The following is an 11786-nucleotide window of genomic DNA, read 5'->3' on the forward strand; positions in this document are numbered from 1 at the left end:
CCCGGTCGTACCTCTTGACCCACGAATAAGCGGAACGTAGCTTCGCATCAATTCTTGTACCCGCCACAGAAGTTGTGGGTCTCGCACTATCGGGAAGCGAAGACATGCCGGAGCTACGAAGGCGTACTCTGCTGTCCGCGATCGGCGTCACCGCCGCCGCGGGGGCCGCCGTGACCAGCCAGTCCCCCAGCGCGTACGCGGCGGGCGACCGGCACGGGACGCGGTACGAGAGCAAGGTCCAGGGCCTCCTCTCACGTATGACTCTCGAAGAGAAGCTGGGCCAGCTGCAGCAGCTCCCGTGGGCGTACGACCTCAACCCGGGTTCGGGCTCCACCAAGGAGGTCGAGGACGCGGCGCGCTCGGGCAGACTCGGCTCGGTGCTCAGCATCTTCGGCGCGAAGACCACGAACGAGCTGCAGCGTCTCGCGGTCGAGGAGTCCCGGCTCGGCATTCCGCTGCTGTTCGGTCTGGACGTCATCCACGGCTTCTGGACGAACTTCCCCATCCCGCTGGCGCAGGCGTCGAGCTTCGACCCGGAGGTGACGCGGAGCGACGCCGAGGTGTCGGCGAAGGAGGCCCGCTCCAACGGCGTGCACTGGACGTTCTCGCCGATGATGGACGTCACGCACGAGCCGCGCTGGGGCCGCATCGCCGAGGGCACCGGCGAGGACCCGTATCTGACGGCGCGGTTCGCGGCCGCCAAGGTCAAGGGGTATCAGGGTTCGGGCTACGGCACGAAGGAGACCCTGGCCGCCTGCGCCAAGCACTTCGTCGCGTACGGCGGTGCGGAGGGCGGCCGCGATTACAACACGGTCGACGTGTCCGAGTCCCGGCTGCGCAATCTGTACCTGCCGCCGTTCAAGGCCGCGTTGGACGCGGGCGTCGCCACGGTGATGGCGTCCTTCAACACGATCAGCGGTGTCCCGGCGCACGGCAACACCCACACGCTGACCGACATCCTGAAGAAGGAGTGGGACTTCGACGGATTCGTCGTGTCCGACTGGACGGGCGTGCAGGAGCTGATCGCGCACGGCTTCGCCGAGGACGGCGCGGACGCGGCGCGCCTGGCTCTGAACGCGGGCGTCGACATGGAGATGAGCAGCACGAATCTCCTCACCAACGGCAAGAAGCTGCTGCGCGCCGGGAAGATCTCGCAACGTCGGATCGACGACGCGGTGGCGCGCGTACTGCGTCTCAAGTACGCGCTCGGACTCTTCGACGACCCGTACGTGGAGGAGGCCGCGGCGGTCACCGAACCGTCGGCGGCCGCGCGGAAGGCGGCCCGCGCCGCCGGGGCCCGCTCGATGGTCCTGCTCAAGAACGACGGGGACGTCCTGCCGCTGAAGAAGTCCGTCGGCTCCCTCGCCGTGGTGGGCCCGTTCGCCGACTCGGCCGATCTGCTCGGTACGTGGGTGGTGCCCGCGTCGGCGGAGAAGTTCTCGGCGGTGAAGGTCCTCGACGCGGTGCGCAAGGCGGCGCCGGACGCGAAGGTCACGTACGCGCAAGGCGTCGACCCCGAGGGCAAGGACGCCGGGGGCATCGACAAGGCGGTCGCGGCGGCGAAGGCCGCGGACGTGACGGTCGTGGTCGTGGGCGAACCGGCCTCGATGAGCGGCGAGGCGTCGGCGCGCAGCGACATCTCGCTCCCCGGCGACCAGGAGAAGCTGATCGCCGCGATCGCGGCGACGGGCAAGCCGTTCGTGGTGGTGCTCGTCAACGGGCGCCCGCTCACCGTCGGCGACTGGCTGGACTCGGCTCCGGCCGTCCTGGAGGCCTGGCACCCCGGCACCGAGGCGGGCAACGCCGTCGCGGACGTGCTCTTCGGCGCGGTGAACCCGGGCGGCAAGCTGCCGGTGTCGTTCCCGCGCACGGTCGGCCAGATCCCGATCCACTACAACCACGAGTCGACGGGCCGCCCCTACGACGCGGACAACAAGTACACCTCCAAATACCTGGACCTGCCGCAGAGCCCGCAGTTCCCCTTCGGGTTCGGACTGAGCTATACGACGTTCGAGCTCGGCACCCCTGCCCTGAGCCGGGGCAGTGTTTCGGCGCGGGCGCTGCGCAAGGGCGACACGGTCGAGGTGTCGGTGTCCGTGCGCAACACGGGAGCACGCGCGGGCGACGAGGTGGTGCAGCTGTACGTCCGTGACGTCGCCGCGAGCATCACCCAACCGGTGCGCAGATTGCGCGGGTTCAAGCGGGTCCCGCTCGACGCGGGCGCGTCCACGAAGGTGCGTTTCCAGCTCGGCGCGGAGGATCTCGGGTTCTGGACCAATGACCCCGAGGGCGCATTCCGTTTGGAGGAGGGGGCGTTCGAGCTGTTCGTCGGCACCTCCTCGACGGCTGAGGCCAAACTGGGCTTGAACGTGACCTAGTTGCTCGATGGAAGGGCTCACCGATGTCGTCCGTACGCGTCGAACGCGCAGGCCATGTCACCACGGTCGTCCTGGCCCGCCCCGGGAGCCGCAACGCGGTCGACGGACCCACGGCCACGCAACTGGCGGACGCCTTCCGTGCGTTCGAGGCGGACGACACGGCGAGGGTGGCGGTGCTGTGGGGCGAGGGCGGCACGTTCTGCGCCGGTGCCGATCTCAAGGCGGTCGGCACCGAGCACGGCAACCGGGTGGCCGAGGACGGTGACGGACCGATGGGGCCGACGCGGCTGCGCCTGACGAAGCCGGTGATCGCGGCGGTCAGCGGCCACGCGGTGGCGGGCGGTCTCGAACTCGCCCTGTGGTGCGATCTGCGGGTCGTCGAGGAGGACGCGGTGTTCGGGGTGTTCTGCCGCCGCTGGGGCGTACCGCTGATCGACGGGGGCACGGTGCGGCTGCCGCGCCTGATCGGGGAGAGCCGCGCCATGGACCTGATCCTGACCGGCCGCCCCGTCCCGGCGCGGGAGGCGTACGAGATGGGCCTCGCCAACCGTCTGGTGCCGCCGGGCGGGGCCCGCGCCGCCGCTGAGGAACTCGCCGCGCAACTCGCGGCGTTCCCCCAGGCGTGTCTGCGCAGCGACCGGACGTCGGCGCGCGAGCAGGGCGGTCTGGGCGAGGATGCGGCCATGCGGGCCGAACTGCGTTACGGCGCCGCCGTGTTGGCAGAGGGCCTGGAGGGTGCGGAGCGGTTCGCGGCCGGGGAAGGGCGACACGGCGCGTTCGGCGCGCGGTGAGCATGCTCAGCGCGTGGGCGGCGGGGGTTCAAAGACAGGCGCTCAGCGCATGCCGAGGTGCCGCAGGAGCGGGGTCACCGCGCGGCGGCCCTCCGCGGCGGCCGCCCGCGCGGACCAGTTCACATGCACCAGGTTGCCGAGCGCGAGGACACCGGGACGCGAGGTGCGGTACGCCGCGTCGGCGGCCGGGCCGCGCGTGTCCGCGTCGAGCAACAGGCTTCCTCTTCGCGCCAGTTCGTGGTCGGGGACGAAGTCGCCGGTGAGGACGATGGTGTCGCAAGGGAGCACGACGGAGCGGCCGTCGGCGTGCCGGACGCGGGCACCTGTGGCGCGGGGCCTGCCCAGGATCTCGGTGAGCGTGGTGCGGGTGAGCACCGGGACGCCGAGGCGCAGGCGTGCGTCCAGGTCGCGGCGGCTCGCGCCGTCCTCGGTGACCAGCGCGGTGACGGCGGCGCCGGCCCGGCGCAGGGTGCTCACCGCGGCATGTCCGACGGAGTCGCCGCCGACGACGACGGCCCGCGCGCCGACGTACTGGCCGAACAGGTGGACCGCTTGCTGGAGTTCGCCCGTGGTGAGGATGCCGGCGGGGCGGGTGCCCGGTACGAGGCGGGCCGCGCGGGACCGTTCACGGGCGCCGGTGGCCAGCACGACCGCGCGGGCCGCGATCCGTTCGTGTCCATGGGCGCCGACCGTGTCCAGCGTCGGTGTCGTGGCATCCGCCCAGCCAAGAGCGGTCACCCCGGTCCGTACGGCGGCCCCCGCCTCCTCGGCCGCCCACACCGAGCGGCTCGCGTAGGCGGGCCCGCTCAGGGGCCGCCACCGTGTCCCGAACCCGCCGTGCCTGCAGTGCCGCGGGACTCCGCCCGCCTGCTGCTCGCGCTCCAGGACCTCCACCTCGCGGACGCCCGCCGCGGCGAGCCCGGTGGCGACCGCGAGTCCGGCGGGGCCCGCGCCGATGACGAGCACGTCGACGCGGCGCACGTCGTGGTTCATGCCCCGGCCCCGTTCCCCCGGCCGAGGAGTTCGCGCACCGCGGCCCCGCAGGAGAACCCCTGACAGCGCCCGCCGCGCGCCCGGGTCCTGCGCCGCAGTCCCTCCGTCGAGACGGGCGGGATGGTGCTGGTCAGCGCGGCGCGGATCTCGCCCCGCGTGACGCGCTCGCAGTGACAGACGATCGTCCCGAACTCCGGGTCCTTGGCGATGAGTTCGGGCCGCTGGTAGGGACGGGGGAACGCCTCGCCCAGGTTCGGCATCGCCACCGGGGGCAGATCGCGCGGCGCGCCGAGCGTGGTGCACCCGCTGTCGGCCAGCAGATCGGCGACGTACGTGGCGATGCCCATCGACGCGGTGAGCCCCGTGGAGCGGATGCCGCCGACGGTGACGTAGCGCTGCGCGGGCCGGGCGTCGATGCGGTAGTCGTCCTGCCCGGTGGCCGCGCGCAGCCCGGCGTAGACGGCGGTGACCTCCTCCTCGACCAGGCGCGGCAGGATGCGCCGGCCCTTGTCCCGCAGCAGGTCCAGCGCGTCGGCGGTGGTGTGCGTGGCCCGTTTGTCGTCGAGGTCCTCGGCCGTGGGGCCCAGGAGTACGTTCCCGTGGACGGTCGGGGCGACGAGCACCCCCTTGCCGAGTGCGGTGGGCACGGGCAGCAGGATGTGGCGCACGAGGTCGCGGGCGAACTTGTCGTAGACGATCAGCTGGCCGCGGCGCGGGGTGACGGTGAACGTGTCGTGGCCGAGCATCCGGTCGACGGTGTCGGCGTGCAGCCCGGCGGCGTTGACGAGCCAGCGGGTGCGCAGGAGTCCGCGCCCGGTCGTCAGATGATGCATGCCGCCGCGGCTCCTGTCCGCCTCGCGCACCGGGGAGTTGAGGTGCAGGTCGACACCGGCGCGGACGGCCTGGGTGGCGTAGGCGAGCGTCGTCGTCCAAGGGCAGATGACGCTCTCGCCGGGCACGTCGAGGGCGCCGAGGGCGCCGGGCCCCAAGTGGGGCTCCCTCGCGCGAAGTTCGTCGGCACCGATAATGCGGCTCTCGGTGTACGCGTTGCGGGCGGCTTTCGCGGCGAGGCCGGGCAGGGCGTCGCGTTGCGCGGCGTCCCAGGCGACGAGGAGAGCCCCGACCTGTTCGACAGGGATACCAGAATCCTGTGCGTATGCCGCCAGTTGGCGCTGCCCCTCGCGTACGAGCCGTGCCTCCAGCGAGCCGGGAACGGCATCGAATCCGGTGTGCAGGATCGCCGTGTTGGCCTTGGACGTGCCCTCGCCGACGTCGTCCGCCGCGTCCAGCAGTGCGATCCTCGCGGCGGGCGCGCGCCGGATCAGTTCCCGGGCGAGCGCGCAGCCGACGACTCCGGCACCGATGACCGTGATGTCGTACGGAAGTGTGGTCAGCGGGCCGGTGCGGGTGACGGTCACGACGTGTCCACGGCCGCACGGAAGCGGGCCATGCGCTCCTCGGCCTGCGCCGCGTCGATGCGCGGCTCGTACACGCGTGCCGCGGCGCGGGGCCCCACGGCGTCCTCGACGGAGAGACCCGGATCGAGACCGAGGCGGGCCGCGGCCGCCACGCCCAGCGCCGTCGTGTCGGCCAACTCGGCAACCTCCACCGGGAATTGAAGAAGGTCGGCCTGGGTCTGCATGAGCAGCTCCGAGCGGGTCAGGCCGCCGTCGACCCGGAGCGACGCGAGAGGTGCGCCCAGCTCGTCGGAGACGGCGTCGGCGAGCGCGACGACCTGCGCGGCGATCCCGTCGCACAGCGCGCGCACCAGGTGTCCCGGCGAGGTGTCCAGGCCGAGGCCGGTGAGCGAACCGCGGGCGTCACCGCGCCACCAGGGTGCGGCGAGCCCGGACAGCGCGGGCACGAACGTGACGCCGCCGCTGTCGGGCACGGTCGCGCCGACGGCGTCCAGCGCGTGGGGACCGTCGATGACGCCGAGGTCGGTGAGCCAGCGGACGGCGGACGCGGCGGCGTACACCTGGCCGTCGAGGCAGTAGTCGCTGCCGCGCCCGGCGAGCCGCCACGCCACGCACGAGACGAGACCGGAGGAGCCGCGGCGGGGCCGCCCTCCGGTGTGCGCGAGCAGGAACGCGCCGGTTCCGTAGGTGCATTTGGCGGCGCCCGGCTCGGTCACGCCGTGGGCGAGCAGGGACGCCTGCTGGTCGACGAGGAGGCCGGCGAGCGGGATCGGTGCACCGCCGAAAGCGCCGGTCGTCCCGAACTCCCCTGCCACGTCGACGACTTCCGGCAGCTTCTCGTCGCCGAGCCCGAACAGCTCGACGGCGCGCGGCGACCAGTCGGCGGTGTCGAGGTCGAGCAGCTGGGTGCGGCTCGCGGTGGCCGCGTCGGTGACGAACGCGCCGGTCAGCCGGTGCACCAGCCAGGCGTCGCTGGTGGTGACGACACCGGCTCGGGTGAGGTGGCGGCGGATCCAGGCCATCTTCGGGGCGGCGAAGTAGGGGTCGAGCGGCAGCCCTGTCAGCTCCTGCAACTCGGCAGCGTGCTCGTGGAGTTCCGCGCACACGCTCTCCGCCCGCCGGTCCTGCCAGACGATGGCGTCCGTGAGCGGTTCGCCGGTGGCCGGGTCCCAGGCGAGGACGGTCTCGCCCTGGTTGGCGAGGCCGGCGGCGACGACCGGTTCGCCGGCCTCGGCGAGCGCGCGGGCTCCGGCGTCGAGGACGGAGCCGAGCAGCTGTGCGGGATCGACCTCGACGCGGCCGCCGGGCAGGTACCGGGGCCGCACGGGCGCCGTCGCGGCGCCGAGCACACCGCGCTGCGGGCAGACGACGAGCGCCTTGGTGCCGGAGGTGCCCTGGTCGACGGCGAGTACGGGCCCGCTCACCATGACGTCCCCTCCCCCGGTCGGCCTCTTGATCGCCGTCGGCCAGCCTGCGGCACGGCCCCGATCCGCGTCAAGGACACCCAACTTGGCTGCTTGCTCTGGCCGTTGGAGGCATCCGCATGGATCATGGGCGGCCGCACCCCCGACCCCACCGGAGGGAAGACCATGTCGAGCGCACCACCCGACGAGGAACAGCGCCTGCGCGCCCTCGGCTACCGGCCCGTCCTGGCCCGCCGAATGAACGGCTTCGGCAACTTCGCCATCAGCTTCTCCGTCATCTCCGTCCTGTCCGGCTGTATGACCCTGTACGGATTCGGGCTCGGCACCGGCGGGCCCGCCGTCATGCTGTGGGGCTGGGCGGGCGTCGGCCTGTTCGTCCTGTTCGTGGGCCTCGCCCTGGCCGAGGTGACCAGCGCCTACCCCACGTCGGGCGCCCTGTACTACATGGCGGACCGGCTCGGCGGGCGCCGCTGGGGCTGGTACACGGGCTGGCTGAACCTGCTCGGCCTGCTGGGCGCGATCGCCGGCATCGACTACGGCGCGGCCCTGTTCACGGGCGCGTTCCTGAACCTCCAATGGGGTTTCACGCCGACCCCAGGCAAGACGATGCTGATCTTCGCGGCGATCCTGCTCCTGCACGCCGTCCTCAACCTCTTCGGCGTGCGGCTCGTCAGCATCCTCAACTCCATCAGCGTGTGGTGGCACCTGGCGGGCGTCGGCGCGATCGTCGGCGTCCTCGCCTTCGTGCCCGACCACCACCAGTCGCCGTCGTTCGTCTTCACGCACTTCGTCAACGACACCGGCTGGCACAACCCGATCTATGTCGCCGCGATCGGACTGCTGCTCGCGCAGTACACGTTCAGCGGCTACGACGCCTCGGCGCACCTCTCCGAGGAGACGTCCGGGGCGTCGGTGGCGGCGGCCCGCGGCATCGTGCGGGCGATCTGGGCGTCGTGGATCGCCGGGTTCGTGCTGCTCGCCGGACTGACCTTCGCCATCCAGGACTACGCGGGAACGCGGGACAGCGCGACCGGGGTGCCGCCCGCGCAGATCCTGCTGGACGCGCTCGGCTCGGGCGGGGCGACGGCGCTGCTCCTCGTGGTGATCGTGGCCCAGCTCTTCTGCGGGAACGCGGAGGTCGCCGCGGCGAGCCGGATGGTGTTCGCGTTCAGCCGGGACGGGGCCCTGCCGGGCTCGCGGCTGTGGCGCCGGGTGAGCACCCGGACGCGTACCCCGGTCGCGGCGGTCTGGCTGTCGGTGTCGGCGGCCTGCGTGCTGGCCCTGCCGTCACTGTGGTCGGCGACGGCGTACGGCGCGGTGACCGCGATCAACGTCATCGGCATCACGCCCGCGTACGCGATCCCCGTGCTGCTGCGGCTGCGCGCGGGGGACCGCTTCGAGCGCGGCCCCTGGCATCTGGGCCGCTGGAGCCGGCCGATCGGCTGGATCGCGGTCGTGTGGGTGGCCTGCGTGACCGTCCTGTTCTGTCTGCCGCAGGCGTCACCCGTCACCGTCGACTCGATGAACTACGCGGTCGTGGCGCTCGCGGCGGTCCTCCTTCTCGCGACAGCGTGGTGGTACGCGGCGAAGGACACGTACGCCACGCCGCAAGTACCCGCAGAATCAGCCGAGTTCGAGCGTGGTCACACCGAAAACGCGGCCCTGGGCGAATGACCGGACGGGCCCGGTGTACATCCGGGCCGTCTCGAACCCGGCCGAGAGGCCGCGCGACTCCACGAGCGCGACGGCCTCGGTGTTCGTCTGCGGTACGTCGACGCTGACCGGCTCGGCCCTGGGCGCGAGGGCGTCGAACAGGGCGCGCGCGTCGTCGGCGGTGTCCGCGAAGAGCGGCCCGATGCGCCATGCGTCCCGCCCCGGGCGCACCACGCCGTACCCGGTGACGCGGCCGTCGCCGACGCGGGCGAGGGCCGTGTGCCCGTCCGTGGTGAGCCAGGACCTCAGGAAGCGTGGCCGGTCGGCGGGACAGCAGGCGCTGTCGTAGGCGAGGACGGCAGCGCGGCCCGGGGCGAGCTCGTCGCCGATCGGCACGATCCCGTCCCCGATCGGCATGATCCCGTCGGCGGTCGCGGACGTGGCCGGGCGCGCGGGGACGACCCCGGTGAAGCGGACGGTGCGGTAGGCCGGTTCGAAACCGGACTTACGGTAGTTGTGCTGCTGCGCCACGACGCCGTCGAGCCCGACGGTGCGCGCGCCCGCGTGCGCGAGACCGGCCCGCCAGGTGGCGATGCCGTGGCCGAGGCCGCGCAGGTCGGGCCGGACGAGGTAACAGCCGAGAAAGGCGTACTCCGCACCGTAGTTGACGACGGAGATCGCCGAGACGGGCTCCCCGTCGATCCGCCCGAGGAAGAATCCGTCGGGGTCCTGCGCGAAGAAACTGGCCCCGTCGAGGTTCCCGGGATTCCACCCTTCGTCGGCGGCCCAGCCGCGGATCACCGGCCAGTCGTCGGGGCCGGCCCTGGAGATGTCGAGACGCCGGGGCACGTCATTCATACGCGCTGCTCCTGTTCGCGGGGGCCAGAGCCTGTCCTGGGGGCGCGGTCATCCTCTCCGATCGTGCCCCACACATCACACCCGTACGGCAGGATGATCGGACGTACGCTCGAACAGAGCTCGCCGACCCGGGAGTTGACCCATGACGGATACGTCCCCCGCCACGCCCAGCATCGACACCAGCAAGCCGCACCCGGCCCGGGTGTACGACTGGTTCCTCGGCGGCAAGGACAACTATCCGGTGGACGAGGCGCTCGGCCGGCAGATCACGACGATGGAGCCGACCGCCAAGTACGGGGCGCGGCACAACCGTTGGTTCATGCAGCGTGCGACGCGGATGCTCGCGGCACGGCTCGGCGTGCGGCAGTTCCTCGACATCGGCACGGGCATCCCGACGGAGCCGAACCTGCACCGCATCGCGCAGACCGCGGCACCCGAGACGAGCGTCGTCTACGTCGACAACGACCCGATCGTGCTGGCCCACGCGGCGGCTCTGCTGCGCGGCACACCGGAGGGCGTGACGCGTTACGTCCAGGCCGACGCACGCGAACCGCGGAAGATCCTCGAACTTGCTGGGGAGATTCTGGACTTCGACCGACCGGTCGCGGTCTCGCTCATCGCGCTCCTGCATTTCATCCCCGACGAGCAGGGCGCGTACGACATCATCCGCACGCTGGTGGACGCGCTCCCCTCGGGCAGCCATCTGGTCCTGTCCCAACTGGCCTCCGACTACGACCCGGAGCGCACCCGTCAGGCCGTCGAGATGTACGCGGCCGGCGGGGTCACTCTGGTGCCGCGTACGCGGGCGGAGATGACCGCGTTCTTCGAGGGCCTGGAGCTGCTCGACCCGGGCGTGGTCTGGTTGCCGGAGTGGCATCCGGAGCTGGCCGTGGACGAGGAGCGGGACGGCACTCCCGTACCTCTGTACGCGGGTGTTGCACGCAAACCGTGAGAGGTTGCGCGGAATGGCGAACATCACACATGGCGATGCCCACGTGACGGACCGGAGCGCATAGCCGTACCGATCCCCTACCCTCGTTCACATGTCCTCCACTCCCACCCCGCGCTCCGCACGGTCCGCCGACATGGTCAACCAGCAGATTCGCGACCTTTGGGCGCGCACCGGCGGTCAGTTGACCGACAAGGACCGGGCGGAGTACGAGACGCTCGTCACGGAGTGGGCGACGGCAGCCGGTGGAGGACTCGTGCAGAGGGCGTGACGCCTTCAGGACTGCGGCCGACTGCCGTGGTTCGCGGCGTGCTTGCGACGGGCCTTCTTCTTACGGCGGCGCTTCGAGGACATGACGCCTCCCAAGGGCATGAATGGTCATGAACCAGCACAGACCGGCACAGACCGAAACGGACTGATGCGAGCCGGTGCGGACTGGCGTGGACAGGTGGGCATCCGCCCCGGTTACCCCGCACCGAAACTGGGGCTTAACGGGACATATCCCTCACCCACCATTTCACAGGGCACGCGGCGCCGCGATTCCGCCGTCGAGATCGCGAATGAGCTCGCCCACGCGGCCGCCTCCGGGCGGCGCGGCAGGCAGCCGTCCGAGCACCGCGGCGACCGCCGCGGGAGCGTGCAGACGCGCCCATTCCAGGGTTCCCGCCTCCTCCGCCGATTCCTCCGGCGATTCCTCCGGCGATTCTTTCTTCGATGCCAGCTCTTCGGCGCGGGCCGCATGCGCTGCCGCACCGAGCACGTGCTTCACCTGGTGAGCGCTGGCTTTGGGGTGCAGGAACGCGGCGGCGGCCGCGTGGCTCGCCGCTCGTGCGGCGTCGACCGCGGCAGGTGAGCCGACCGCCTGTGCGGCTTTGTACGCGGCCCAGGCGCTCTGCCGCAGAGCAGCCGTGCGGCGACCGCCCGCAGCGAAGGCTTCCGCCGCGGTGATGGCGTCACGGGGGCGTGTGTCCGCTTCGCTCTGCTCGAAGATCGACAGCACCCTTCGCGCGCACTCAGCCGCGAAGCCGGCGACCTCACCGAGTTCGTGTTCGCTCAGTTCGATGGTGTCTTCAGTGGAGTCCGGGTCGACGGGCACGACTCGATTCTCGCGCGGGCCGCGTGCCCGGTCACCGCCCCCGGTCACGAATGCCCCGCACCCGGTGCTGTACGGGGCGGGGCCTCTTCGAGTAGCCATCGGTCCGCACGGGCTGATGGTTGCTCGAACCCTAGGTGTTCTGTCCGGGGAGGTTGTGGACGGGTGAGGCAGATCTCGGCTGAGGGATCTTGAACAGGTGAGGGCCTTCCGGTTCGGTGTGGATTGC

The 11786-nt window shown here is 71.8% G+C and carries 9 protein-coding genes and 1 pseudogene; 5 read left to right on the forward strand and 5 right to left on the reverse strand.

Features of this window, described 5'->3' with window-relative positions; all coding sequences use genetic code 11:
- Nucleotides 1-104 precede the first annotated feature (104 nt).
- Together ACIREE_RS05810 and ACIREE_RS05815 are read left to right on the forward strand one after the other, a co-directional pair.
- The gene (locus ACIREE_RS05810; RefSeq protein ID WP_404146754.1) at nt 105-2378 is read left to right on the forward strand and encodes a glycoside hydrolase family 3 N-terminal domain-containing protein; all 2274 of its coding nucleotides are present in this window, start codon (nt 105-107) and stop codon (nt 2376-2378) included.
- A 23-nt stretch (nt 2379-2401) separates the two neighbouring features.
- Complete coding sequence (locus ACIREE_RS05815) at nt 2402-3169, forward strand: crotonase/enoyl-CoA hydratase family protein (protein WP_404146757.1); 768 nt, start codon at nt 2402-2404, stop codon at nt 3167-3169.
- Between the two features lie 54 nt (nt 3170-3223).
- Here the strand turns inward: ACIREE_RS05815 and ACIREE_RS05820 are convergent.
- The 3 genes and pseudogenes from ACIREE_RS05820 to ACIREE_RS05830 all read right to left on the reverse strand — a co-directional run.
- Nucleotides 3224-4162, reverse strand: a pseudogene (locus ACIREE_RS05820) (NAD(P)/FAD-dependent oxidoreductase); the annotation flags it as partial.
- Nucleotides 4159-5580, reverse strand: coding sequence for an FAD-dependent oxidoreductase (locus ACIREE_RS05825; RefSeq protein WP_404146759.1), 1422 nt, complete (start codon nt 5578-5580; stop codon nt 4159-4161). The pseudogene ACIREE_RS05820 and the gene ACIREE_RS05825, both read right to left, overlap by 4 nt.
- The gene (locus ACIREE_RS05830; protein WP_404146854.1) at nt 5577-7004 is read right to left on the reverse strand and encodes an FGGY family carbohydrate kinase; all 1428 of its coding nucleotides are present in this window, start codon (nt 7002-7004) and stop codon (nt 5577-5579) included. The genes ACIREE_RS05825 and ACIREE_RS05830 overlap by 4 nt, the downstream gene beginning before the upstream one ends.
- Nucleotides 7005-7169: 165 nt before the next feature.
- Here ACIREE_RS05830 and ACIREE_RS05835 point away from each other — a divergent pair, with 165 nt between their 5' ends.
- The gene (locus ACIREE_RS05835; protein WP_404146762.1) at nt 7170-8678 is read left to right on the forward strand and encodes an amino acid permease; all 1509 of its coding nucleotides are present in this window, start codon (nt 7170-7172) and stop codon (nt 8676-8678) included.
- Here the strand turns inward: ACIREE_RS05835 and ACIREE_RS05840 are convergent.
- Entirely contained in the window at nt 8628-9515 is an 888-nt protein-coding gene (locus ACIREE_RS05840; protein ID WP_404146764.1) for a GNAT family N-acetyltransferase, read from the reverse strand. The genes ACIREE_RS05835 and ACIREE_RS05840 overlap by 51 nt on opposite strands.
- A 142-nt stretch (nt 9516-9657) precedes the next feature.
- On the opposite strand from ACIREE_RS05840, the gene ACIREE_RS05845 reads away from it, so the two are divergent.
- Both ACIREE_RS05845 and ACIREE_RS05850 read left to right on the forward strand, forming a co-directional pair.
- Entirely contained in the window at nt 9658-10467 is an 810-nt protein-coding gene (locus tag ACIREE_RS05845; protein WP_404146767.1) for an SAM-dependent methyltransferase, read from the forward strand.
- A 91-nt stretch (nt 10468-10558) separates the two neighbouring features.
- A complete protein-coding gene (locus ACIREE_RS05850; RefSeq protein ID WP_404146769.1) occupies nt 10559-10735 on the forward strand; it encodes a hypothetical protein in 177 nt (58 codons plus the stop codon).
- A 246-nt stretch (nt 10736-10981) separates the two neighbouring features.
- Here the strand turns inward: ACIREE_RS05850 and ACIREE_RS05855 are convergent, their stop codons facing one another.
- Nucleotides 10982-11560, reverse strand: a complete 579-nt coding sequence (locus tag ACIREE_RS05855) for a putative immunity protein (protein ID WP_404146772.1) — start codon at nt 11558-11560, stop codon at nt 10982-10984.
- Between the last annotated feature and the right edge of the window lie 226 nt (nt 11561-11786).

This window comes from Streptomyces sp. NPDC102467 (genome assembly GCF_044765445.1).
Lineage (GTDB): Bacteria > Actinomycetota > Actinomycetes > Streptomycetales > Streptomycetaceae > Streptomyces.

Bases quoted from the DNA above. Each gene is read 5' to 3' on its own strand.
- ACIREE_RS05810 (WP_404146754.1), top strand. From the start codon at position 105: ATGCCGGAGCTACGAAGGCGTACTCTGCTGTCCGCGATCGGCGTCACC.
- ACIREE_RS05815 (WP_404146757.1), top strand. From the start codon at position 2,402: ATGTCGTCCGTACGCGTCGAACGCGCAGGCCATGTCACCACGGTCGTC.
- ACIREE_RS05835 (WP_404146762.1), top strand. From the start codon at position 7,170: ATGTCGAGCGCACCACCCGACGAGGAACAGCGCCTGCGCGCCCTCGGC.
- ACIREE_RS05840 (WP_404146764.1), bottom strand. From the start codon at position 9,515: ATGAATGACGTGCCCCGGCGTCTCGACATCTCCAGGGCCGGCCCCGAC.
- ACIREE_RS05845 (WP_404146767.1), top strand. From the start codon at position 9,658: ATGACGGATACGTCCCCCGCCACGCCCAGCATCGACACCAGCAAGCCG.
- ACIREE_RS05850 (WP_404146769.1), top strand. From the start codon at position 10,559: ATGTCCTCCACTCCCACCCCGCGCTCCGCACGGTCCGCCGACATGGTC.